Genomic DNA, 23,541 nt, shown 5'->3' on the forward strand with positions numbered 1-23,541 from the left:
GGTTTCGCGCAGGCTAGCAGGCGCCCCTGAACCGGTTCCGACTGGCCCGCCGGGGCCCTAGACCTGCGCGGCCTTCCACTTGCCGCGACTGAACAGCCACAGGGTGAACAGGCCCACCGAAGTCTCCGACGCGAACACCGCCCAGAACACGCCGGTCTCCTGCAGGCCCAGGTGCAGCGCGAGATACCACGCCAGCGGGATCTGGATCAGCCAGAAGAACACCACGTTGATCCAGGTCGGCGTCGCGGTGTCGCCGGCGCCGTTGAAGGCCTGCACGCTGACCATCCACCAGCCGTACACGAACAGCGAATACGACAGGATGCGCAGCCATTCGGCGCCGACCGCGACCACCTGCGGATCCGCGCTGAAGAAGCCGACGATCGCCTGCGGGAACAGGAAGAACAGCACCGCGATCGCGACCAGGTAGGCCATGTTGTACTTGCCGATCTGCCACACCGAGGCCTCGGCGCGTTCCGGCTGCTGCGCGCCGAGGTTCTGCCCGACCAGCGTCGCCGCCGCGTTCGACATGCCCCAGGCCGGCATCATCGTGAACATCATGATGCGGATGGCGATGGTGGCACCGGCCACCGCCTCGCTGCCGATGCTGGCGAGGATGCGCATCAGGAAGATCCACGAGGTCATCGCCACCAGCATCTGCCCCACCCCGCCGAGCGAGGTGCGCACGATGTTCCACAGCATCGCGCCGTGCCAGGCGATCTGCGAACCCAGCACGCGGATGTGCTGGCCGCCGCGGAACAGCGTCCACAGCTGGTACAGCACGCCGGTGCCGCGGCCGATGCAGGTGGCGATCGCCGCGCCCTCGATGCCCAGTTGCGGGAACGGCCCGACGCCGAAGATCAGCAGCGGGCACAGCAGGATGTTCAGCCCGTTCGACAACCACAGCACGCGCATCGCGATGGCGGCATCGCCGGCACCGCGGAAGATCGCGTTGATCACGAACAGCAGCATGATCACCGCGTTGCCGCCGAGCATCCATTGCGTGTACCTGTAGCCGTGCTCGATCGCCCAGGCATCGGCGCCCATCAGCCGCAGCAGGCCCTGCGCGTACAGGATGCCGATGATCGCGGGCAGCACCGACGCCAGCAGCGCGACGATGATCGCCTGCACCGCGGTCACCGCGGCCTCCTCGGGTTTGCCCTCGCCGATGCGTCGCGCGATCACCGCGGTCACCGCCATCGCCAACCCCATCGCCACCGAATACAGCAGGAACAGGTAGCTCTCGGTCAACCCGACCGTGGCCACCGCCGACGGCCCCAGCTTGGCCACGAAGAAGATGTCGACCACCGCGAAGGTGGATTCCAGCACCAGCTCCAGCACCATCGGCACCGCCAGCAGGAACACCGCGCGGCGCAGCGGGATCCTGGTGTAGTCCGCATTGGTGCCGCGGATCGCATCGCGCAATTCGCGCCACAGCGGTTGCGGAACGGCAGGTTCGGACGTGCCGACGGGCGGTTGCGTGGACTGCATGCGTGCCTCCGTGCATTCGGGCCGATGTTAACCAGGACGAACGACCGGGCATCGAATCGACATGCCCGCAGGTCCCGGCTAGCCGCCCGCCATGTCCACCAATTTGGCTACCGTGTTCATGTTGCGTGCCGTGCCGGCCTTGGCCGCCGGGATCTGCAGTTTCGCATCGCGCATGCCGTCGGCATCGCGGTAATCGACGTAGATTTCGCGCCGGCCCAGCGCAATGCGCTCGTCGCGCCGATGCTGCGCATGCGCCAGCGCGTCGGCCGGCGGCGCGTCGTCGAGGAAGATCGCCACCACCCGGTTCGGCGGCGAATCCGCGAACGGATTGGCCGCCAGCACCGCGCGCATGGCCGCGGCGGTACGCACCAGCACCCCGACCGGCTTGCCGGCATGGCCCAGCAGCGCCGCTTCCAGTGCCCGTTTCACCTGTGCCTCGCCTTCGGCGCTGCGCAGCACCACGTTGCCGCTGGCGATGTAGGTCCGCGCATCGCGGAATCCCGCCGCCGCGCACAGCGCGCGCAGGTCTTCCATCGGCAATTTGCCGGTGCCGCCGACGTTGACCGCGCGCAACAAGGCAATGAACGAGTTCATGCTCCAGCTTAACCTGCGATCATGCGCGGATGAGCACGCCCGCCACCTTCGCCGACCTCGCCCTGGACGCATCCCTGCGCCCGGGCCTCGATGCCCTCGACTACACCGCGCTGACCCCGATCCAGGCGCAGGCCCTGCCCGCGATCCTGCAAGGCCGCGACGTGATCGCGCAGGCGCCGACCGGCAGCGGCAAGACCGCGGCGTTCGGGCTGGGCCTGTTGCAGGGCATCGATGCAAGTGCGGTCAAGACGCAGGCGCTGGTGCTGTGTCCCACCCGCGAACTGGCCGACCAGGTCGGCAAGCAGCTGCGCAAACTCGCCACCGGCATCGCCAACCTGAAGCTGTCGGTGCTGTGCGGCGGCATCCCGCTGGGCCCGCAACTGGCCTCGCTCGCGCATGCGCCGCACGTGGTGGTGGGCACGCCCGGGCGCGTGCTGGAACTGGTGCAGAAGGACGCGCTGGACCTGCGCAAGCTGCGCACGCTGGTACTGGATGAAGCCGACCGCATGCTGGACATGGGCTTCGACGAACCGATCCGCGCGCTGGTCAAGCGCACGCCGAAGGACCGGCAGACCCTGCTGTTCTCGGCCACCTTCCCCGACGCGATCCGCACGCTGGCCACCGCCATGCTGCGCGAGCCGCTGGAGGTCAGCGTGGACGGCGAGGCGCACGCACCGCGCATCGAGGCGCATTTCTTCGAGGCCGATGGTGCCCGCCGCGCGCCGCAGCTGGCCGCGCTGCTGCTGCAGTTCCGCCCGGAATCGACCGTGGTGTTCTGCAACATGCGCCGCGACACCGAGGAAGTGGTCGGTTCGCTGGCGCATTACGGCTTCGCCGCGCTCGCCCTGCACGGCGACATGGAACAGCGCGACCGCGACGAGGTGCTGGTGCGCTTCGCCAACCGCAGTTGCAACGTGCTGGTCGCCAGCGACGTCGCCGCGCGCGGGCTCGACATCGACGACATCGGCGCGGTGGTGAACTACGAACTGCCGACCGATGCCGATACCTACCTGCATCGCGTCGGCCGCACCGGCCGCGCCGGGCGCGATGGACTCGCCCTCAGCCTGGTGGCGGACAACGAACGCGGACGCGCCGCGCTGGTCGAAGAACGCCAGGGCAACGCGATCCGCTACGAGCGCGCGGCCCCGCTCGACGGCAAGCCGCGCGACGTGCCGCAGGCGGCGATGGTCACCCTGCGCATCGACGCCGGCCGCACCGACAAGCTGCGCCCCGGCGACATCGTCGGCGCGCTGACCGGCGATGCCGGCGGCCTGCCCAAGGACGCGATCGGCAAGATCGCCGTGTTCCCGACCCGCAGCTACGTCGCCATCGTCCGCAAGGAAGGCGACCACGCGCTGGCGCAGCTGCGCGCGGGCAAGATCAAGGGCCGCCGCTTCCGCGTCAACCGGCTGTAGGACGCATCAGCTTGCGGCGGGCTCCGCCGCAAGCACCGCGCGCCACCAGCGTTCGCCGGCATGCGGCGCATCGATGTCGATGCGCTCGCCCATGATCGGCGTGGCGACATTCACCCCGCGCGCATCGCCCAGGGCCAGCACGCGCTCGAACGGTTCCGCCCACGGGTGCATGGACAGGTCGAAGGTGCCGTTGTGGATCGGCAGCAGCCACTTGCCGCGCAGGTCGACATGCGCCTGCACGGTCTGCTCCGGCTGCATGTGCACGTACGGCCACTGGGTGTTGTAGGCGCCGGTTTCCATCAGGGTGAGGTCGAACGGGCCGAAGCGGCGGCCGATCTCGGCGAAGCCGTCGAAGTAGCCGGAATCGCCGCTGAAATACACGCGCTTGTCGCCATCGACGATCACCCACGAGCCCCACAGCGTGCGGTTGCCGTCGCGCAGGCCGCGCCCGGAGAAATGCTGGGTGGGCACGAAGGTGAACTGCACGCCGTCGACGCCGACGCCCTGCCACCAGTCGAACTGGCGCACCTTGTCGCGCGGCACGCCCCAGTCGACCAGGCGGTCGCCGACGCCGAGCGGCGCCAGGAACAGCTCGGTCTTGCCGGCGAGCGCCTTCACCGCGGCCTTGTCGAGATGATCGTAATGGTCGTGCGAGAGCAGCACGCCGCGGATCGGCGGCAAGTCGTCCAGCGCGATCGGCGGCGCGTGGAAGCGTTTCGGCCCGAACCACTGCAGCGGCGAGGCGCGCAGCGAAAACACCGGATCGGTCAGCCACCACTTGCCGCGCAGCTTGATCAAGAGGGTCGAATGGCCGAGCCGATACAGGCTGCGGTCGGGTGCGGCGTCGAGCTCGGCGCGGGTCAGCTTGCGCACCGGGACCGGCGCACGCGGCACGGTGTCCTTCGGCTTGTTGAAGAAGAAATCCCACATGGTCTTGCCGCCCGGCTCCGCCGTGGTGGCGGGCTTGGGCGTGGTGTTGCGGAACTGGCCGTCGGCGAAGTGTTTCGAATCCGCGTAGTCGCCTCGCGGCGCACGCGCGCATTGGGAAGCGGTCAAGGCGATCAATCCGAGGAAAAGAAGGGGGAGGAACAACCTGCGCCGGCGGGCCGGTTTCGTCGCGGAGTCGATGTCTGGCTCCTGGGTGATGGCCGGCGCATGGAGGAAGACGTGGGGATGGATCGGCACGGGGCAAGTCCGGGCCGACGAGCCCGGGGAGCACGGTTAACGCGCGGTTGCAGTGGGATGCGGCTTCAGTCGGGTTTGTCGCCAGGGCGGTCGCGCGCCGGCAACGCGTCGCGGAACGCCTCGAAGCTCTTCCACGCCGGTACCGGCGGCGTGTAACCGGGGCGCGGCGCATGCGCGGAATGCTCGACCAGCTGCATCCTGTGCAGGTAGCGCGGGCAGTTCGGGAAGATCCGCTGCGCGGTGATGCGCACCACGAACACGCAGCCGGGATACTGCGCGCGCAACGGATCGTCCTCGAGCACCTGCGCGGTGCCGTTCACCCGCAACCGCTTCGGGTTCTCGAAATCGAGGAACAGCAGGCCGACGTGCGGATTGGCCCGGACATTGCCCCAGCTGCGGTACATGCCGTTGCCGTCGTAGTCCGGGACCGCCAGCGTGCGTTCGTCCAGCACCTGCACGAAGCCGGGCAAGCCGCCCTTGTAGGAACAATCGGGATGGCCGTCGGCATCGGCGGTGGCGATGAAGAACATCGCGCTGCGTTCGATGAAGGCGCGATCCTCGTCGGTGAACGCGGTGCGCACGATCACCTGCTCGAGGCGATCGGCCAGCCGGCGCGTGTCGCGCACGTCCTGCAGCTGCCGCATGCCCTCGTGGTACATCGGGTCGTCTGCCATGGAGCCTCCCGACTGCAGGGATCGGCGGTGCCGCGGGCCACCCCGGCATCGCGCCTACCGTGGACAACGACGGCCGGGGCGCGCCGCGGCCATCGCGCGGACGACTCAGCCAGCGTTCGCGGCCGCGATCTCGCGCAACGCCTGTTCGAACACCTCGACCGGCTGCCCGCCGGAGATCAGGTGCTTCCGCTCGATGATCACCGCCGGCACGCCGTTGATGCCGTTGTGCAGGAAGAACTGCTCGGCCTCGCGCACCTCGCCCGCGTATTCGCCCGAGGCGAGGATCGCCCGCGCGCGTTCCGCATCCAGCCCGGCGTCGGCGGCGATGGCGGCCAGCATGGCATGGTCGGAGACGTTGCGGCCTTCGCTGAAGTAGGCGCGCAGCAAGGCCTGCTTGAACTCGAGCTGCTTGCCCTCGAGGCCGGCCCAGTGCAGCAACCGGTGCGCATCGAAGGTGTTCCAGATCCGGCTGCGCGCATTGAAGTCGAACACGAAACCGAGCTCGGCGCCGCGCGCGCGGATGCGCTCCTGGTTTTCGGCCAATTGCATATCGGACATGCCGTACTTGCGCTGCAGGTGCTCGGCGATGCTTTCGCCTTCCGCGGGCATCTGCGGGTTGAGCTCGAACGGCTGAAAGTGGATGTCGGCGACAACCTCGCCCTGCAGGCGTTGCAGCGCCTGTTCCAGCGAAGCCAGGCCGATCGCGCACCACGGGCAGACCACGTCGGAGACTAAATCGATGCGCAGGGTCTTCATGCGGGGGTTCCTTGGTTGATGGCATCGCGCAGGGCGTGTGCGAAGACCGCGCCCTGCATCGGGTCGATGCCCAGGTAGAAATCCGGCTCGATCAACTCGGCCTCCATCAGCAGCCAGCGGCCATCGGCGTCCGGCACCATGTCGATGCGCGCGTAAAGCAGCGGCGCATCGATCGCGGCCAGCACCTGTTCGGCCAGCAGCACGGCGCCAGCCGGCGGCGGCGACAGCAGCGTGTACAGGCCGCCGAATTCCTCCTGCACGCGGAATTCGCCCTCGACCGGGCGCTTGTTCACCGCATGGCTGAGGCGGCCGCCGAAATACAGCAGCGAGGTCTCGCCTTCGCGTTCGATGGTCGAAAGATAGGGCTGGATCAGCATGCTGGTGCCTTCGGCCTCGTCGACCGCGTCGCCGCGCCGCACCCGCCGCGTCTTCCATGCGCCGCCGGACACCGCCGGCTTGACGATCAGCTCGTCCGCGCCGGTTTGATCGAACATCCCGTCGACCATTTCCTGCTGCAGTCGATCGGTGCAGATCGTGGGCGGAATCGCCACGCCGCGCAGGGCCAGCTCGGACAGGTACGACTTGTCCGAATTCCAGGCGAGTACCGGCGCCGGATTGGCCAGCGCCAGTCCGGCGTCGCTCCATGTCTTGCAGGCCTGCAGCCAATGCTGGTGGTCATGGTGGTAGCCCCAGGCCAGCAGCGGCAGTACGCGCGTGTAACCGCGCAAGGCCGAGGCATTCTCCACGTGTGCGGTCCACGGCGTCGGCGTGCTGGTGATGCCGACCTCGTCCAGCGCGCGCTGCAGGCGCGCCAGCACCTTCGGCCACAACTCGGCATTGTGGGTATCCGCCGGATCCGGGGTGAGGATGGCGACGCGGGTCATGGATGCACTTCGAAGGACAGGGTCACCGGGCTTCATTCCCGCAGCGGCAGTTCCACATAACTGCTGCCGCTCCAGCGGATTTCAAGCGGCACGCCGGCATCGTCGGCGGTTTCGACGGACGGGTCCTTGCCGCTGCCGAGGTTGAGCTGGCGGTCGGGCTGCTTGATCACGCCCAGCGTGACCACGATGCGGCTGCCGGCGGCGAGCTTGCGGCCGAGCAGGCGCGTGTCCTTCACCACCAGCCGCTGCATCGCGCCGGGCTGCAGCAGGCGCCGCTGGCGGCGATCCGACGCATAGCTGGCGCGCTGCAGCCAGTAGGCGAGGTCGAGGTACTCACCCGCCGCGTTCAACTCGTAGATGCCGATGGCGAGATCGACGTCGCGCTTGTTGACGGTGAACTCGAGCACGCCGGAGAACGGGCCGGAAAGTTCGGCGTCGCGCAGCAAGGGTTCGCCCATGAAAACCAGGCCCAAGTGCCGATCCAGCGCCTGGTTGACCACACTCGGCGGCGGCGTCCAATCGGCATCGCTGCGGTCACGGTAATCGACGCGCTGCGTCGCAGCCGCCCGCGGCTGCGCCTGCGCGGACAAGGCATGGGTGCCCGATGCGCCCGGCACCAGATACAAACGCTGCCTGCGCGTGGCCATCGCGTCCAACGCAGGCGCGTGTCGCCACGTGTCGGCACCCATCACCTGCCAGTTCACGCGGTCGGCCAGCAGCGCCGGCTTGGGCGCGCCCTTCAGCACATGATCGAACCATGCCAAGCGCAGCGCCTGCAGGTCGATGCGCGCGGACGCGTCCGGCGCATAGCCCTGCACCTGCGGCGGCACGCCGGCCTGCATCGTCACGTGTTCGTAGGGACCGATCAGCAAGGTATGGTCGGCATCCGGCCGATGCCGCAGGTGCTCGCGGAAATAATGCAGCACGCCGATCTGCGCACCATCGAAATAACCGGTGGTGGCCAACACCGGGATGTCGATGCCGGCGAATTCCGCGCCTTGCGGGATCATCGCCTGCCAGTACGCATCGTAATCCGGGTGCTGCAGCCATTTCGCGAACACGGGGTTCGGATCGCCATCGATGGCCGCGCGTTCGCGGTAGGCGCGCCCGCTGGCATACCCGTCGCGATCGAGCTTGGCCCAACGCTCGGCGTCCTCGTAGCGCGCGTCGTCCAGCCAGCGGCTGCTCGCCGTGTACAGCGGCCACGGATACATGAAGTTGAGGAAGATGCCGCCTTCCATCGGGATGTCGATGCCCGGCGCGGCCGAGGCCGAGGTGGCGATGGCGCGCAAGGCCTTCGGCCGGTGCTTCAGCGCCGCCCATTGCGCGAAGCTGTTGTAGCTGCCGCCGAACATGCCGACCCGTCCATCGCTCCATCGCTGCGCCGCGATCCAGTCGATCACCGCCGCGGCATCGGCGCCATCGCGTTCGTAGGGGACGATGGCGTCCGGGCTGCGCCCCTTGCCGCGGCTGTACGCCGCGACGCCGACGTACCCGTGCGCGGCCATCGTCTTGGCATCGTGCAGGTACAGGGCATCGTTGGCATAGATGGAGAACTGCAGCAGGGCCGGCAGCGGCGCGGCCTTGGCCGGGCGCACCAGCATCACCGCGATGCGGGCGCCGTCCGGCGTGCGCACCAGCACGTCGTGGTCGATGATGTAACGGCGCGCATCGTCCTCCTGCAACGCGGCATCGAACAACGGCAGGAACGCCGCATAGGCGTCATGCACCTGCCACGCACGCACCAGGGCGATGGCATCCGCGAGCGGCAGGCGCTTCTTGCCCTTGAGCTTGCCCAGCGCGTCGTCCAGGTTGTCGCGCCAACGCGGCAGGCTGCCGCCGAACGGGAACTCGGCGCGCAGCGCGACCTTGTCGTCCAGCGCACCGAAACGCTCGGCGAACGCCTGTCGCCACGCCTGCGCGAACGGCAGGCCGCGCGCGGCCTGCAGGATTTTCGCCCGCGCATGGATTTCGTACTGCAGGAACAGCGGTGGCTGCGTGGGCGGATCGTTGCGCAGGACGCGGATCGCTTCGATGCTTTGCAGCGCCTGCGCGTTCTGGCCGGCGGCGAGTTGCAGCCGGAACAGCGCGTCGAGGTAACGCGCGCGGTCGTCGTCTCGATAGGCCGCGATCACATCGCGCGCGAACGCGGGCATCGCGCGATCCACGCCATCGCCCTGCAGGCCTGCCGGAACAGGAATGTCCCGCGGCTGCGCAAACGCGGCGCCTGCGAACAAGGCCAGCAGCAATCCCAGCAGGTGTCGCATCGGCTTACCGGAATGGGAGACGGGAGGCATTTCTAGCAAAAAAGCGAACCGGGAACATGTCCGCCGCGAGCGGACATGTTGTATACCGCAGCTTCAGGGCATTTTTCCCTGACCCGTTTGCGCCCGTGCACCCGCTCAACCCTTCAAGCCGGCCACGATTTCCGACACGTCGAACCCGAGCTCCAGCTGCAGGCGCACATGCTCGCGCTCCTTGCGCGACAGGGTGCGCCCCACCTCGATGCGTACATCCTCCGCCTGCAGGATGCGCATGATCCGCGGCAAGGCCGAGCCGATGGCATCGGGGCCGTAGCCGGCTTCGCGCAGGGCGGCCTTGATCAGCGCTTCGGTGTCCATGACCTGTCCGATTCGGGGCGAGGCTGCATTGTGCCCCGCGCCCCGCGTCGGCTCACAGCATCGGCAGCTTCAGGCCCTGCTCCTTCGCGCAGTCCTTGGCGATCCCGTAGCCGGCATCCGCATGCCGCATCACGCCGGTGCCCGGGTCGTTCCACAGCACGCGGGCGATACGCTTGTCCGCCGCTTCGGTGCCGTCGCACACGATCACCACGCCGCTGTGCTGCGAATAGCCCATGCCGACGCCACCGCCGTGGTGCAACGAGACCCAAGTGGCGCCACCGGCGACGTTGAGCATCGCATTGAGCAGCGGCCAGTCGGAGACGGCATCGCTGCCATCCATCATCGCTTCGGTCTCGCGGTTCGGCGAGGCCACGCTGCCGCTGTCGAGGTGATCGCGACCGATGACGATCGGCGCCTTCAGCTCGCCATTGCGCACCATCTCGTTGAACGCCAGGCCCAGCTTGTGGCGCAGGCCCAGGCCCACCCAGCAGATGCGCGCCGGCAGGCCCTGGAAGCTGATGCGATCGCGCGCCATGTCCAGCCAGTTGTGCAGGTGGGCGTCGTCCGGGATCAGTTCCTTGACCTTGGCGTCGGTCTTGTAGATGTCCTCCGGATCGCCGCTCAGCGCCACCCAGCGGAACGGGCCGATGCCGCGGCAGAACAGCGGCCGCACGTAGGCCGGCACGAAACCCGGGAAGTCGAACGCGTTCGCGCAGCCTTCGTCCTTGGCCATCTGCCGGATGTTGTTGCCGTAGTCGACGGTGGGGATACCGGCGGCGTGGAAGGCGAGCATCGCCTCGACGTGCACGCGCATCGACTTCTTCGCCGCATCGCGCACCTTGTCCGGATTCGCTTTCTGTTCGTCCAGCCACTGTTCGACGGTCCAGCCGATCGGCAGGTAGCCGTGCACCGGGTCGTGCGCGCTGGTCTGGTCGGTCACGCAGTCCGGGCGCACGCCGCGCCGCACGAGTTCCGGCAGGATGTCGGCGGCGTTGCCGAGCAGCGCGATGGATTTCGCTTCGCCGGCGGCGGTGTACTTGGCGATGCGTGCAAGCGCGTCGTCGAGGTCGGTCGCCTGCTCATCGACATAGCGCGTCTTCAGGCGGAAATCGATGCTGGACTGGCGGCATTCGATGTTGAGCGAACACGCACCGGCCAGCGACGCCGCCAGCGGCTGCGCGCCGCCCATGCCGCCGAGGCCCGCGGTCAGGATCCACTTGCCTTTCAGGCTGCCGCCGTAATGCTGGCGACCCATCTCCACGAAGGTCTCGTAGGTGCCCTGCACGATGCCCTGCGAGCCGATGTAGATCCAGCTGCCGGCCGTCATCTGGCCGTACATCATCAGGCCCTTCTTATCGAGCGCGTTGAAGTGCTCCCAGGTGGCCCAGTGCGGCACCAGGTTGGAATTGGCGATGAGCACGCGCGGCGCGTCGGCATGGCTGGGGAACACGCCGACCGGCTTGCCGGACTGCACCAGCAGGGTTTCGTCGTCGCCCAGCGTCTTCAGGGTCTCGAGGATCTTGTCGTAGCAGTCCCAGTCGCGCGCGGCGCGGCCGATGCCGCCGTACACCACCAGCGAGGTCGGATCTTCCGCCACTTCCGCGTCCAGGTTGTTCTGCAACATGCGGAACGGCGCTTCGGTCAGCCAGCTGCGGCAGTTGAGCTGGTTGCCGCGCGGCGCACGCGGGGAACGGGACGGATCGTGGCGGCTGGACATCGGGTGCGGCTCCTGCAAGCGAAGCCGCGATTATCGCATCCGCCCGCGACCGGACTCAGCGGTACGGACAGGCCTTGCGCGCGGCCGCCAGCGCCTCGACCTCCGCCTGCGTGGCCGGCTTCGGCACGTTGCCGCCACCACCGTCGAAGGCGACCCGCCATTGGCCATCCTCGCCGCGCACCCAGGTCGAGATGAAGCGGCCGGCGCGATAGCGCTTGTCCGCAGGCGCGGCGGGATTGTCCATCCAGTACGGCCCGCGCGAGAGCGCGGTCTTGCCGTCGCCGGAGACGTCCACCGCGTCGGGATACCAGCGCAGCAACAGGCCCTTGCCATCGATCAGCCCGGCCCACTCGCTGGCGATCGCCGCGCGGCCGCGGGTGCCGTTGCCGTCGCCGCCGATGAACACCGCCCCGGGCTGCAGGTGCGCGGCGAAGGCCGCGGCATCGTGGTCGGCCACGGTCTGCGCGAAGCTGGTTTCGCGTTCCCACACCGCGCAGGCAGCCGCGGCGTCGCCGGCCGGGGATTGCGCCTGCGCAAGCGGCACGGACAGCAATGCGATGGCGAACCCACGGCGCATGGCCACTCCCGGCGACGGAACCCGGATCGCAGCATCGGCCCGCGTCCATCGGCATGCAATGGGCCGGTGGTCATGGCGCTTCGCTATCATCGACGCATGCCACTTCGCCGCATCGCCGCCCTCGCCTGCCTGCTGATCGCCCTCGCCGCATGCGCCACGCGCCCCGCCACGAGCGGATCGCCGATGGTGCTGCTGGTGTCGATCGACGGACTTCCCGCCGATGTCGTCGGCAGCGGGCGGATGCCCACGCTCGACGCCATCACCAGCACCGGCGTGCGCGCGGCCTGGCTGAACCCGAGCTACCCCACGCTGACCTTCCCCAACCACTACACCCTCGCCACCGGCCTGCGCCCGGATCGCCACGGCATCGTCCACAACAACATCCGCGACCGCAATCTCGGCCGCTTCGTCTCCAAGGAGGCCAGTGCGCGAGACAAGCGCTGGTGGGGCGGCGAGCCGATCTGGATCACCCTGCAACGCCAGGGCGGGATCGCCGCCACCATGTTCTGGCCGGGCTCCGAAGTCGCGATCGCCGGCCGGCGGCCGCGCTACTGGAAGCGGTTCGACGGCGGGCTTGCGGTGCAGGCGCGGGTCGACCAGGTGCTGGCCTGGCTCGACCTGCCGCCGGCGCAACGGCCGCGCCTGGTCACCCTGTACATGGAGCAGTACGACGTCGCCTCGCATGCCGCCGGCATGCATTCGCCGCAGGCGATGCAGGCGCTGGCCGAGATCGATGCCGGCCTTGCGCGCTTGCGCGCCGGCCTGCACGCGCGCGGGCTGGACGGGCGCACCGACCTGATCGTGCTGTCCGACCACGGCATGGCCGATGTCCGCGGCGAGGACATCCGCTACCTCGACGACCTGGTGCCGGCCGATGCGATCCAGGTCGAATATGCCGGCCCGGTCGCCGGGCTCGTGCCGCGCCCCGGCCGCGAAGCCGAAGTCGAGCGCGTGCTGCTCGGCCGCCACGATCGATTCCAGTGCTGGCGCAAGGGCGAATTGCCGCCTGCCTGGCATTTCGGCCGCAATCGGCGCATCCCGCCCATCCTCTGCCAGGCCGACGATGGCTGGCGGGTATGGCTGCACCGCATGCCGGCGCCGGCCGCGCTGAAGGGCGAGCACGGATTCGCGCCGGAAGACCCAGGCATGCGCGCGGTGTTCACCGCGATCGGCCCGTCGTTCCGCGCCGGCACCCGCCTGCCCGCCTTCGACAACGTGGATGTGTATCCCTTGCTGGCCCGGCTGCTCGGGATCGCGCCCGCCGCCAACGACGGCGACATCGCCCCGCTGCTGCCGGCCCTGCAGGACGCGCCATGATCCTGTGCCGCCGCATCGACAGCCCGGTCGGCCCGCTGATGCTGGCGGCGGACGATGCCGGCCTGCGCCACATCGAGTTCCGCGACAACCGCCATCCCGCCGACCGCGCCGACTGGCACGGCGGCGAGCATCCGGTGCTGCAGGCCGCCGCAACGCAATTGCGCGAGTATTTCGATGGCCAGCGCCGCGACTTCGAGCTGCCGCTGGCGCCGCAGGGCACCGAGTTCCAGCTGCAGGTCTGGCACGAACTCGCACGCATCCCGTTCGGCGAGACGATCAGCTACGCGCAACTCGCGCGGCGCATCGGCAATCCCGCCGGCACCCGCGCCGTCGGCGCGGCCAATGGCCGCAACCCGCTGCCGATCGTGCTGCCCTGCCATCGCGTCATCGGCGCCGACGGCGGGCTCACCGGCTTCGGCGGCGGCCTGCCGACCAAGGAGTTCCTGCTGCGGCTGGAGGGCGCGCTGCCCGCCGAACAGGCCGGCCTGTTCTAGCCCAGCAGCGCCTGGATCGCCCGGCGATAGCGTGCGGCGACGGCATCGCGCTCGCGATGGCGGCCATCCTCGACCACGCGCACGCCGGCGACGTCCACATCGCGCACCACGTTGGCATTGCCGCTGAAGATCCAGCGATCGACCAGGTCGGCATCGACTGCACCGCTCAGGATCGGCGCCTCCGCATCCAGCACGATGCGGTCATCGACTGCGAAGCCGGTGCTGTCCGCCGAACTCGCCAGCACGCCCTGCAGCAAGGTCGTGCCGACGCTCGGCGAGCGCATGCTGCTGGCGATGTTGCGGCGCTGCGCACGCAGGCGCTGGCCGTATTCCAGCCAGCGCAATTCCTCCACCGGCGACACCGAGATGTGCGAATCGGAGCCCACGCCCCAGCGGCCGCCGGCATCCAGGTAATCGCGCAGCGGGAACAGGCCGTCGCCGAGGTTGGCTTCGGTGGTGGTGCAGATCGCCACCGTCGCGCCGCTGCGGGCGATGCCCTGCACTTCGGCCGCGTCGAGGTGGGTGGCATGCACCAGCGTCCAGCGCGCGTCCACGTCCGCGTTGTCGAGCAGCCATTGCACCGGCCGCGCGCCGCGCACGGCCACGCATTCGTCGACTTCGGCCATTTGCTCGGCGATATGGATGTGCACGCGCGAGTCGTTCGGCAATGCCGCGATTACCTCGCGCATCGCCTGCGGCGGCACCGCGCGCAGGCTGTGCAGGGCGCAGCCGATGCGCACCCTCTCGCCTGCGTCGGCGCGCAGCACATCCAGCAGCCGCAGGTAGGCCTCGACCTCGTGGCCGAAGCGGCGCTGGCGTTCCGACAGCGGGCGCGCATCGAAACCGCCGGTCATGTACAGCACCGGCAGCAGGGTGATGCGGATGCCGGTGTCGCGCGCGGCGCGCAGCAGCGCCTGCGACATCGCATCGGCATTCGCGTATGGCCTGCCATCCGGCGCATGGTGCAGGTAATGGAACTCGCAGACCGTGGTGTAGCCGGCTTCCAGCATCTCCACGTACAGCTGGGCGGCCACCGCGTGCACCAGCTCGGGATCGAAGCGCGCGGCCATCGCGTACATGGTTTCGCGCCAGGTCCAGAACGAGTCGGCGGGATCGGTCTGGCGCTCGGCCATGCCCGCCATCGCGCGCTGGAAGGCATGCGAATGCAGGTTGGCGATGCCGGGCAAGGCCCAGCCGCGCGCGGTGCGAGTGACGAGGGATGCGGTCGGCGTGTGCATCCGCGCATTGTCGCGCAAACGCGACGCCCGCTGCGGTAGGCTGCGCGCACCTGGAGGGCGCATGGATCCGATGTTGTTGCTGGGAGCGATGTTCGCGGCCATCGCGTTGGTCGTGCTGGTGTTCGCCAACCGCTGGCAGGGTCGCGGTCGTCGTGCTGGCAGTGGCGATGGCGGTGGCTGGAGCGATGGCGGCTCGCACGGCGGCGATTGCGATGCCGGCGGCGACGGCGGCGGTTGCGACGGAGGCGGCGGTGGCGACTGAACGCTGGGACGGATTGCTGCTCGGCGCCACCCTGGCGACGCTGGACGCGGAGACCGGCTACGGCCTGGTCGAAGACGGCGCGCTGGGCTGGAGGGACGGCATGCTGGCCTATGTCGGCCCGCGCGACGGCCTGCCCGGGGAGATCGATGCGCTCGCCGACGAAGTCATCGAAGCCGATGGCCTGGTGACGCCGGGGCTGGTGGATTGCCACACGCATGCCGTCTTCGCCGGCGACCGCGCGGCGGAGTTCGAGCTGCGTTTGCAAGGCGCCAGCTACGAGCAGATCGCGCGCGCCGGCGGCGGCATCCTCTCCACCGTGGGCGCGGTGCGCGCGGCGAGCGAGGCGGAGTTGCTGCGGCAATCGGAACCGCGCGTGCTCGCCCTGCTGCGCGATGGCGTGACCACGCTGGAGATCAAGTCCGGCTACGGCCTGGACTTCGACAACGAACGCAAGATGCTGCGGGTCGCGCGCGCATTGGGCGAGCGCTACCGCATCGACGTGCGCACCACCTACCTCGCCGCGCACGCGCTGCCGCCGGAATACAAGGACGATGCCGACGGCTACATCGATGCGGCCATCGGCTGGCTGCCGCAGTTGCAGGCGGAAGGTCTGGTCGATGCGGTGGATGCGTTCTGCGAAGGCATCGGGTTCAGCCCGGCGCAGACGCGGCGCATGTTCGAGGCCGCGCGCGCGCTCGGACTACCGGTGAAGCTGCATGCGGACCAGCTCAGCGACCTCGGCGGCGCGGCGCTGGCGGCGCACTTCGACGGCCTGTCCGCCGACCACATCGAATACACCAGCGACGCGGGCGTGCGTGCGATGGCCGAACACGGCACGGTCGCGGTGCTGCTGCCCGGCGCCTTCCACGTGCTGCGCGAGACCAGGCTGCCGCCGATCGAACGACTGCGCGCGCAGCGCGTGCCGATGGCGGTGGCGACCGACTGCAATCCCGGCACCGCGCCATTGCTGTCCTTGCGGCAGGCGATGCAGCTGGCCTGCACCCACTTCAGGCTCACGCCCGAGGAAGCGCTGCGCGGCGCCACGCAGCATGCGGCCAAGGCGCTCGGCCTGGCCGACCGCGGCGTGCTGCGCACGGGCATGCGCGCGGATTTCGTGCATTGGCGCATCCGCCATCCCGCCGAGCTGTGCTACTGGCTGGGCGGCGATCTTGCCCACGGCAGTTTCGCCGGCGGTCGCCGGCTCACCTGATTCCCGACGGAGGTTTCCCATGCGCCGCTTGCTGCTTGCCGTTTCCCTCCTCGCCGCGCTCGGCACCGCGGGCGCGCAGGACGCCGCGCACCGGCTGGCGCAGGACGCCATCATCGTCGACACCCACATCGACGCGCCCGGCATCCTGATGGACAAGTGGGCCGACCTCGGCATGGACGCCAAGGACCGCGAGTTCGATTATCCGAAGGCGCGCGCCGGCGGCCTCGACGTGGCCTTCATGTCGATCTACACCTCGCCGAAGCAGGACGACGACGGCAGCGCCTGGCAGGTCGCCAACCAGATGATCGACGGCGTCCAGGCGCTGGTGCAGCGGCATCCGGACCGGTTCGCCATCCTCGCCTCGCCGCGCGATGCGCAGCGCCTGCTGCAGGGCGGCCGCGTGCTGTTGCCGCTGGGCATGGAGAACGGCGCGCCGCTGGGCGACAAGCCGGGCAACGTGCAGTTCTTCTTCGACCGCGGCGTGCGCTACATCACCCTCGCCCACAGCGCCAACAACCGCCTCGCCGATTCGTCCTACGCGCTGGAGAAGACGTGGAACGGCCTGAGCCCGCTTGGCCGCGAGGTGGTGCGCGAGATGAACCGGGTCGGGATCATGGTCGACGTCTCGCACCTCGGCGACGCCTCGGCGAAAGAAGCGATCGCGCTGAGCACGGTGCCGGTGATCGCCAGCCATTCCGCATTCCGCCATTTCACCCCGGGCTTCGAACGCAACATCAGCGACGAACTGGCGAAGCTGGTGACGGCCAGGGGCGGCGTGGTGCAGGTGCCGTTCGGCACCGCCTTCATCGATCCCGCCAGCGCCGCCGACACCCAGGCGCATTTCCGCGCGATCAACGACTTCAACCGGCGCAATGCCGAACGCAAGGCGCAGGGCCAGCCGGAATTGCCGCGCGCCGATTTCGACAAGCAGTGGCAGGCCGCGCACCCGCCGCGGCAGAGCACGCTGGCGCAGGTGCTGGACCAGATCGACTACGGGGTGAAGCTGCTCGGCGTGGACCACGTGGGCATCGGTTCGGATTTCGATGGCGTCGACGGCGAGCTGCCGGGCGAACTGAAGACGGTCGCCGACTACCCCAACCTCGTCGCCGGCTTGCAGGCGCGCGGCTACAAGGACGGCGACATCCGCAAGCTCCTGGGCGGCAACCTGCTACGCGCGTGGACGGCGATCGAAGCCGGCGCGCAAGCGGCCCGCTGAAACGCGAAAGCCCCGCCGAGGCGGGGCTTCCGGAGTGCAGCGCGAGGAGGTTTTCGCCTCAGCCCGCCTTCTTGGCAACGGCCTTCTTGGCCGGCGCCTTGGCCACGGTCTTGGTCGCGGCCTTCTTCACTGCCGGCGCGGCGGCGGTGCCGGCGGCCTTGGCGGTGGCCTTCGGTCGCGCATTGCCGTAGCTGGCGTTGTAGCGCTTGCCCTTGGCGGTCTTGCGGTCGCCCTTGCCCATCGTGTTGCTCCTGGATCGAATCGTGAAAGTGGGTCGCGACGCGCGCGAGGGCGCGAATTCTAGCACGAGGCGACGGCGGCCTCAGTGCGCGCAGGTGGCGTCGTGCACGTGGCCGTGGCTGAGCCGCAGGTTGGCCAGATGCGCCAGGCCGACCAGGGTGCCGCCGAAGGTCATCACCACCGCATGCGCCGCGACGTCGTGGTGCAGCGGTTCATAGGCGACTCCCGACCACAACGCCGCCAAGCCGGGCAGCAGCAGCCATAGCGCGCGCACCGCGCCGTGGCGGCGATAGCCGAGGACGACGGTGAACAAGCCGAGCAGGGTCGCGAACGCCACGAAGGCCTGCTCGAAGCCGTTGTCCAGCCAGGTGGCGATGCCGAGCGTGGGCAGCAAGGCGATCACCGCCGGCAGCAACGCGCAATGGATCGCGCACAGCAGCGAACCGGTCGCGCCGAGGCGGTCGAGCAGGCGGTGCTGGGAGCGGGTCATTCGTTATATTGTAACGATATGCGGATCGGCTGGCTGAATGCCGGCTAGGCCGCGGCGTCGAACACCGCGGCATCGGCGGCCTGCGCCGGATGCGCGCGCCGCACCGCCGGGATCGCCTGCGCCAGCAAGGCGGTGCCGGCCAGCACCCAGACGATCATCGCCCCGCTCGGCAGGTCCAGCACCGCCGACAGCACCAGCCCGCCGATATAGCCGACGGCGCCGATCAGGTAGGCCGCGAGCAGCCGCGCCCGTCCCTGCATGCCGGCGGTGGCCAGCGCCGGCACGATCAGGCTGGCGAACACCAGGTACACCCCGACCAGCTGCACCGAGGCGGTGATCGCCAGCGCGAACAGCGCATAGAACAGCAGGCCGGCCAGGCGCCCGCCACGCAGCCACATCACCCCAAGCAGGAGGGCCGAGAGGATCGCCGCCGGGATCAGCTGCGCATAGCTCACCCACAGGATCTGCCCGACCAGCAGGTCCTTGAGGTGTTCGCCGCCCTGCGGGTTGTCGGCCAGCAGCAGCAGGCCGCCGGTCGCGGCCAGCACGAACAGGGTGCCGATCAGCGGCTCCTGCTGTTGCGGCCAGCGGCGGTCGGTCCAGGCCAGCAGGCCGGCGCCCGCAAGCGCCGCGGCGGCCGCGGCGAACTGCACGCCCAGGCCGTGCTCGTCCACGCCCAGGTACTGGGCCAGGATCACCCCGAGCCCGGCGATCTGCGCGATGGCCAGGTCGATGAAGATGATCCCGCGGTTCAGCACCTGCTTGCCCAGCGGCACGTGCGTGGACAGCACGATCAGCCCGGCCACGCAGGCCGGACCGAGGATGCCGATGTCCAGGCCTTCCCAGTTCAAGGTCACTTGGCGGCTCCCAGCAGCTTGGCGATGGTCGAATCGAACAGGCCGAACAGGTCCTTGGACTGCGCGTCGCCACCGACGGTGAACGGCAGGGTCAGCGCCGGCACGCCGGTGCGATCACTCAGCCAATCGGCGGGCTTCGGATCCTGGTAGGCGGCGCGGACGATCGCCAGCGTATTGTTCGACTTGGTGGTGCCGACCAGGCTGGCCAGGTGCGCCGCGGTCGGCGGCACCGCCGGCTTCGGTTCCAGCGCGCCGATCTGCTGGATGCCCAGCCAATCCCACAGGTAGACCCAGCTGATGTGGTGGACCACGACCTTGCGGCCCTTCAGCGGCGCGGCCTGCGCCTGCCACTTCACCATCGCCGCCAGCCAGCGTTTGCTGAAATCGGCCAGGCGCGACTGGTAGGTCGCCGCATTCGCCGGATCCAGCTGCACCAGCCGCGCATCCAGCGCCTTGGCGATCACCAGCACCCGCCGCGGATCCATCTGCACGTGCGGATTGCCGTCCGGATGCACGTCGCCGTTGGCGCGGTCCAGCGCGGTCGGCTTCTCCAGCGTCTTCACCTGCATCGCGGCCATGAACGACCCCGGGCCGGACGCGACCTTGGTATTGCCCGATTGCCGGATCAGCTGCGGCAGCCAGCCCACTTCCAGCTCGGCGCCGGTGCAGACCACCAGGTCCGCGCTGCGCACCTTGGCGATCAGGCTGGGCTTGGCCTCGACCACGTGCACGTCCTGCAGCGCGGTGGTGGCGACATCGACATCGACCTTGTCGCCGGCCAGTTCCTGCACCAGCGAACCCCATTCCGGTTCGCAGGCGAACACTTTCAGTTTCGCCTCGGCCGGGGTGGAGACCAGCGCGGCAAGCAGCAAGGCGGGAATCGCGAGAAGTTTCATCGTCGGGCCTTCGGGATCGATGGGGTTCAGAACTTGTGCGCGCCGTGCGCGCCCAGGCTGGTCTGGTATTGCAGGGACAGCGCATTGTCGCGCTGGCCCGGATCCGGCGTATCGCGGCTGAACTGCAGGCGGAACAGGCTGAACTCGCTGTTGCGCCAGGTCAGCTGCACGCTGTGGCGGAACGGATCGAACGTGCTGCCGAACGGCAACGCGGCATCGCCCCACAGCTTGTCGTAGCGGTAGCCCGCGTCCCAGCTGCGGTTGAAGCGATACACGCCTTCCAGGTACGCGCCGCGGCGCTGGCCGTTCCATGCCAGCGTGTCGAGCGCGTCGTCCGGATTCACCCACAGGCCATCGCGATCGTCGAGCATGTATTCGCCGCGCAGGGTGATGCCGCCATCCTTGAAGTTGCCCTGCGGCGCCCATTTCCAGGTCGCGTCGGCCACGTACAAGGTGGCGTCGCCGTTGAAGCCGTCCTCGCCTGCGGCGGTGCGCGTCTTCAGCAGCGACACGCCGGCCAGCCATTCGTTGTTGGTGCCGGCATCGCCGCCGACATGCGCGAACAGGCTGCGCGTGCCGATGCCGCCGTTCTGCGCGCCGCCGCCGGGATAGTGCTGGCCGCGGAACAGTTCGCCGCCGAGTTCGAGGAACAACTTGGTCGGCGCGACCCAGCGCAGCTGCGCGCCGTCGTCGCCGTACTGCCCGCCAAGGAAGGCCTGGTACGGCAGCGGGCGGTCGAAGAAATTGTCGGTATGCGCGTGGTGGCTGTTGAGGTAGCCGATGTTGGAGAAGAACCGGCCCAGGCGCAGGCTGAAGCCGGCCGGCAGCGCGGTGGTGTCGATGTAGGCCTCCTCGACGCCGAGGTGGTCCTCGCCGTCCTCGCTGCCCATCGCCATCGTCACCTGGCCGTAGAACTTGTCGTCGATGTTGGCCGACAGCGAGAGTTCGCTTTCGCCCAGCGACAAGCCGTTCGCGCTGGGGCCGCCCTCGCCCACCAGCGGGAAGCCCGCGCGCGCGTAGGCGTCCGGATTCAGCGAGTGGTGCGAGTAGCTGCCGTTGAGGATCAGGCTGATCGCGGGGTTGAAGGCATTGGCGTTGCTGCCGCCGCTGCTGTCGGCGGGGACGGCGACGTTCGCCGTGGCGGTGTCGGCCGGGGCGTCGTCGGCGGTTGCGGCCAGCGCGTCGATCTCGGCTTCGGCCGAGGTGGCGGCGGGTGCCGAAGCGGGTACGGCCGCGGCGGATGCGTTGCCCTTCATCGCCTGGATTTCGGCCTGCAGCGCGCGCACCTGCGCTTCCAGCGCGGCGATGCGGTCGTGGTCGCTCTGCGCGAAGGCGGGCGTCGCCAGGGTCGACAGCAGGGCCAGGGCGAGCAACTTCTTGGTCATGCGATCCGATCCGATATGCTACGTAAGTTATAACATAACATTTCGCGGATCGATCCCGTCAACAGGACATTGGTCATGCCCGGACCGGGTTATCGGGATGGGCTCAGGCCGCCCGCGCGCATTTCGCGCACAGGCCATGCACTTCCAGGGTCTGCGCCTGCGGGGCGAAGCCCAGCGCGCGCGCGGCGCTGTCCAGCGAGGCGACGATGCTGGCGTCTTCCAGTTCGGTCGCGGAATGGCAGCGGTCGCAGATCAGGAACGGGACCGAATGCTGGGCGCTGTTCGGATGGTGGCAGGCGACGAAGGCGTTGATCGATTCCAGCTTGTGGATGAAGCCGTTCGCCAGCAGGAAGTCGAGCGCGCGATACACCGTCGGCGGCGCGGCGGCGCCGGCGCCTTCGCCATCGCGCACCTGTTCCAGCAGGTCGTAGGCCTTGATCGGCTTGCCGGCGGCGGCCACCAGCGACAGCACCCGCGCGCGGATCGCGGTCAGGCGCAGGCCGCGCTCGTTGCAGGCGCGTTCCACCGCGGCCACGAAGCCGGCGGCATCGTGGACGTGGTGCTTGGGATCGGAGCAGGCGTGCGTCTTGCCCATGTCGCTGATTTATGCGCTGGCCGGCAGCATTGCAAGGGCGGCGTCGATCCGCGCCAATGCCTCGTCGCGGCCGCACAGATAAATGGTCCAGCCGATGTCCGGGCTGACTTGCGTCCCGGTGATCGCCACCCGCATCGGCTGCGCGATCTTGCCCATGCCGATGCCCTGCGCTTCCGACACCGCCTTGACCTGCTCGTGGATGGGCTCCGGCGCCCACGGCTGCAGCGCGGCCAGGCGCTCGCGCATGGCGGCCAGGGGCGCACGCGCATCCGGCTTGAAATGCTTGGCAACGGAAGCCGGGTCGTACTCGGTCAGCGGGCCGAACCACACCGCCGATTTCTCCGCAATTTCCTTCAGCGTCTGCGCGCGTTCGCGCAGGGCGATGACGAGTTCCGCCGGCTTCGGGCCCTTGGACAGGTCGTAGCCCTGTTGTTCGAGGTGCCAGACAAGATGCTTGGCGACGGCTTCGGGATCGTCCGATTTCAGGTATTGCTGGTTGAGCCAGCCGAGCTTGGCCGGATCCAGGCGCGAGGCCTTGGCGTTCACGTCGGCCAGGTCGAACAGCGACTGCATCTCGGCGATCGAGAACACTTCCTGGTCGCCGTGCGACCAACCCAGGCGCACCAGGTAATTCAGCAGCGCATGCGGCAGGTAGCCGGCATCGCGGTACTGCATGACGTCGGCCGCGCCGGTGCGCTTGGACAGCTTGGCGCCCTGCTCGTCCAGGATCATCGGCAGGTGGGCGAAATGCGGCACCGGCGCGCCCAGCGCCTTGTAGATGTTGATCTGGCGCGGGGTGTTGTTGACGTGGTCGTCGCCGCGCACCACGTCGCTGATGCGCATGTCGATGTCGTCGACGACGACGGCGAAGTTGTAGGTGGCGTAACCGTCGCTGCGGAAGATCACCAGATCGTCGAGCTCGCCGTTGGCGATCTCGATGCGGCCCTTGACCTTGTCGTCCCAGGCCACCACGCCATCCAGCGGATTCTTGAAGCGGATGACGCGATTCGGATCGTCGCGCCAGCCGGCATTGGCCTCGCGGTACGCGCCGTTGTAGCGCGGCTTCTCGCCCGCGGCCATCGCCGCCTCGCGCATCGCTTCCAGTTCTTCCTTGGTCTCGTAGGCGTAGTAGGCATGGCCGGAGGCGACCAGCTGCTCGGCGACTTCCCTGTAACGGTCGAGGCGATCGGTCTGGTAGATCGGGCCTTGGTCGTAGTCCAGGCCCAGCCATGCCATCGCGTCCAGGATGGCGTCGATCGCGCCCTGGGTGCTGCGCTCGCGGTCGGTGTCCTCGATCCGCAGGATGAACTGCCCGCCCTTGCGGCGCGCCTCCAGCCAGCAGTACAGCGCGGTGCGCGCGCCGCCGATGTGCAGGTAGCCGGTGGGACTGGGGGCGAAACGGGTGCGGACGGTCATCGTGGCGGAAGGCA

24 protein-coding genes are annotated in these 23,541 nt (G+C 69.1%); 6 read left to right on the forward strand and 18 right to left on the reverse strand.

All coding sequences use genetic code 11. The annotated features are described in order from the left end of the window. Nucleotides 1-57: 57 nt before the first annotated feature. Both FHQ07_RS04440 and FHQ07_RS04445 read right to left on the reverse strand, forming a co-directional pair. Nucleotides 58-1,488 carry an MATE family efflux transporter gene (locus tag FHQ07_RS04440; RefSeq protein WP_139715636.1) on the reverse strand — a complete coding sequence of 477 codons (1,431 nt, stop codon included), beginning with the start codon at nt 1,486-1,488 and terminating at the stop codon, nt 58-60. 78 nt (nt 1,489-1,566) lie between these two features. After that, complete coding sequence (locus FHQ07_RS04445) at nt 1,567-2,082, reverse strand: DUF1697 domain-containing protein (protein ID WP_139715638.1); 516 nt, start codon at nt 2,080-2,082, stop codon at nt 1,567-1,569. A 29-nt stretch (nt 2,083-2,111) separates the two neighbouring features. On the opposite strand from FHQ07_RS04445, the gene dbpA reads away from it, so the two are divergent. Then, nucleotides 2,112-3,497, forward strand: coding sequence for an ATP-dependent RNA helicase DbpA (dbpA, locus tag FHQ07_RS04450; protein WP_139715640.1), 1,386 nt, complete (start codon nt 2,112-2,114; stop codon nt 3,495-3,497). Between the two features lie 6 nt (nt 3,498-3,503). On the opposite strand, the gene FHQ07_RS04455 is transcribed toward dbpA, so the two are convergent. The 8 genes from FHQ07_RS04455 to FHQ07_RS04490 all read right to left on the reverse strand — a co-directional run bounded on the left by FHQ07_RS04455 (nt 3,504) and on the right by FHQ07_RS04490 (nt 11,911). Beyond that, the gene (locus FHQ07_RS04455; RefSeq protein WP_139715641.1) at nt 3,504-4,553 is read right to left on the reverse strand and encodes an MBL fold metallo-hydrolase; all 1,050 of its coding nucleotides are present in this window, start codon (nt 4,551-4,553) and stop codon (nt 3,504-3,506) included. A 194-nt stretch (nt 4,554-4,747) separates the two neighbouring features. Beyond that, nucleotides 4,748-5,356: a pyridoxamine 5'-phosphate oxidase family protein gene (locus tag FHQ07_RS04460; RefSeq protein WP_139715643.1), complete on the reverse strand. Its 609-nt coding sequence runs from the start codon at nt 5,354-5,356 to the stop codon at nt 4,748-4,750. A 105-nt stretch (nt 5,357-5,461) separates the two neighbouring features. Then, nucleotides 5,462-6,112 carry a DsbA family oxidoreductase gene (locus FHQ07_RS04465; protein ID WP_139715645.1) on the reverse strand — a complete coding sequence of 217 codons (651 nt, stop codon included), beginning with the start codon at nt 6,110-6,112 and terminating at the stop codon, nt 5,462-5,464. Next, a complete protein-coding gene (locus tag FHQ07_RS04470) occupies nt 6,109-6,996 on the reverse strand; it encodes an ATP-grasp domain-containing protein (protein ID WP_139715647.1) in 888 nt (295 codons plus the stop codon). Before FHQ07_RS04470 ends, FHQ07_RS04465 begins: the two co-directional genes overlap by 4 nt. A 32-nt stretch (nt 6,997-7,028) precedes the next feature. Continuing rightward, entirely contained in the window at nt 7,029-9,263 is a 2,235-nt protein-coding gene (locus FHQ07_RS04475; protein WP_168191461.1) for a CocE/NonD family hydrolase, read from the reverse strand. Between the two features lie 135 nt (nt 9,264-9,398). Beyond that, nucleotides 9,399-9,617: a polyprenyl synthetase gene (locus FHQ07_RS04480; protein WP_139715650.1), complete on the reverse strand. Its 219-nt coding sequence runs from the start codon at nt 9,615-9,617 to the stop codon at nt 9,399-9,401. 52 nt (nt 9,618-9,669) lie between these two features. After that, complete coding sequence (hutU, locus tag FHQ07_RS04485; RefSeq protein WP_139715652.1) at nt 9,670-11,334, reverse strand: urocanate hydratase; 1,665 nt, start codon at nt 11,332-11,334, stop codon at nt 9,670-9,672. A gap of 55 nt (nt 11,335-11,389) precedes the next feature. Beyond that, on the reverse strand, nt 11,390-11,911 hold the full coding sequence (locus FHQ07_RS04490; protein ID WP_168191462.1) for a YybH family protein: 522 nt from the start codon (nt 11,909-11,911) through the stop codon (nt 11,390-11,392). 96 nt (nt 11,912-12,007) lie between these two features. Between FHQ07_RS04490 and FHQ07_RS04495 the strand changes: the two genes are divergently transcribed. Both FHQ07_RS04495 and FHQ07_RS04500 read left to right on the forward strand, forming a co-directional pair. Beyond that, a complete protein-coding gene (locus FHQ07_RS04495; RefSeq protein ID WP_139715656.1) occupies nt 12,008-13,228 on the forward strand; it encodes an alkaline phosphatase family protein in 1,221 nt (406 codons plus the stop codon). Continuing rightward, nucleotides 13,225-13,722: a methylated-DNA--[protein]-cysteine S-methyltransferase gene (locus tag FHQ07_RS04500; RefSeq protein ID WP_139715658.1), complete on the forward strand. Its 498-nt coding sequence runs from the start codon at nt 13,225-13,227 to the stop codon at nt 13,720-13,722. Before FHQ07_RS04495 ends, FHQ07_RS04500 begins: the two co-directional genes overlap by 4 nt. On the opposite strand, the gene FHQ07_RS04505 is transcribed toward FHQ07_RS04500, so the two are convergent. Continuing rightward, entirely contained in the window at nt 13,719-14,960 is a 1,242-nt protein-coding gene (locus FHQ07_RS04505; RefSeq protein ID WP_240703548.1) for a formimidoylglutamate deiminase, read from the reverse strand. The two genes, FHQ07_RS04500 and FHQ07_RS04505, sit on opposite strands and share 4 nt — an antisense overlap. Nucleotides 14,961-15,021: 61 nt before the next feature. Between FHQ07_RS04505 and FHQ07_RS04510 the strand changes: the two genes are divergently transcribed. From FHQ07_RS04510 to FHQ07_RS04520, 3 genes are read left to right on the forward strand one after another with little or no spacing between them, the layout of a single operon-like run. After that, a complete protein-coding gene (locus tag FHQ07_RS04510; RefSeq protein ID WP_139715662.1) occupies nt 15,022-15,222 on the forward strand; it encodes a hypothetical protein in 201 nt (66 codons plus the stop codon). After that, on the forward strand, nt 15,212-16,432 hold the full coding sequence (gene hutI, locus FHQ07_RS04515; RefSeq protein ID WP_240703549.1) for an imidazolonepropionase: 1,221 nt from the start codon (nt 15,212-15,214) through the stop codon (nt 16,430-16,432). Before FHQ07_RS04510 ends, hutI begins: the two co-directional genes overlap by 11 nt. Nucleotides 16,433-16,451: 19 nt before the next feature. Beyond that, nucleotides 16,452-17,648 carry a dipeptidase gene (locus FHQ07_RS04520; protein WP_139715666.1) on the forward strand — a complete coding sequence of 399 codons (1,197 nt, stop codon included), beginning with the start codon at nt 16,452-16,454 and terminating at the stop codon, nt 17,646-17,648. 58 nt (nt 17,649-17,706) lie between these two features. Here the strand turns inward: FHQ07_RS04520 and FHQ07_RS04525 are convergent, their stop codons facing one another. The 7 genes from FHQ07_RS04525 to gltX all read right to left on the reverse strand — a co-directional run bounded on the left by FHQ07_RS04525 (nt 17,707) and on the right by gltX (nt 23,527). Next, nucleotides 17,707-17,889, reverse strand: a complete 183-nt coding sequence (locus FHQ07_RS04525; RefSeq protein WP_139715668.1) for a 30S ribosomal protein THX — start codon at nt 17,887-17,889, stop codon at nt 17,707-17,709. A gap of 81 nt (nt 17,890-17,970) precedes the next feature. Further along, nucleotides 17,971-18,378, reverse strand: a complete 408-nt coding sequence (locus FHQ07_RS04530; protein ID WP_139715671.1) for a MerC domain-containing protein — start codon at nt 18,376-18,378, stop codon at nt 17,971-17,973. A 44-nt stretch (nt 18,379-18,422) separates the two neighbouring features. After that, on the reverse strand, nt 18,423-19,235 hold the full coding sequence (locus tag FHQ07_RS04535) for a metal ABC transporter permease (RefSeq protein WP_206202351.1): 813 nt from the start codon (nt 19,233-19,235) through the stop codon (nt 18,423-18,425). Further along, on the reverse strand, nt 19,232-20,131 hold the full coding sequence (locus FHQ07_RS04540) for a metal ABC transporter substrate-binding protein (protein WP_139715673.1): 900 nt from the start codon (nt 20,129-20,131) through the stop codon (nt 19,232-19,234). The genes FHQ07_RS04535 and FHQ07_RS04540 overlap by 4 nt, the downstream gene beginning before the upstream one ends. Before the next feature lie 26 nt (nt 20,132-20,157). After that, a complete protein-coding gene (locus FHQ07_RS04545) occupies nt 20,158-21,516 on the reverse strand; it encodes a hypothetical protein (protein WP_139715675.1) in 1,359 nt (452 codons plus the stop codon). Between the two features lie 103 nt (nt 21,517-21,619). Beyond that, complete coding sequence (locus FHQ07_RS04550) at nt 21,620-22,111, reverse strand: transcriptional repressor (protein WP_139715677.1); 492 nt, start codon at nt 22,109-22,111, stop codon at nt 21,620-21,622. 9 nt (nt 22,112-22,120) lie between these two features. Next, nucleotides 22,121-23,527 carry a glutamate--tRNA ligase gene (gene gltX, locus FHQ07_RS04555; RefSeq protein ID WP_139715679.1) on the reverse strand — a complete coding sequence of 469 codons (1,407 nt, stop codon included), beginning with the start codon at nt 23,525-23,527 and terminating at the stop codon, nt 22,121-22,123. Nucleotides 23,528-23,541 lie beyond the last annotated feature (14 nt).

The sequence above is a fragment of the Thermomonas aquatica genome, from assembly GCF_006337105.1.
GTDB classification, from domain to species: Bacteria; Pseudomonadota; Gammaproteobacteria; order Xanthomonadales; family Xanthomonadaceae; genus Thermomonas; species Thermomonas aquatica.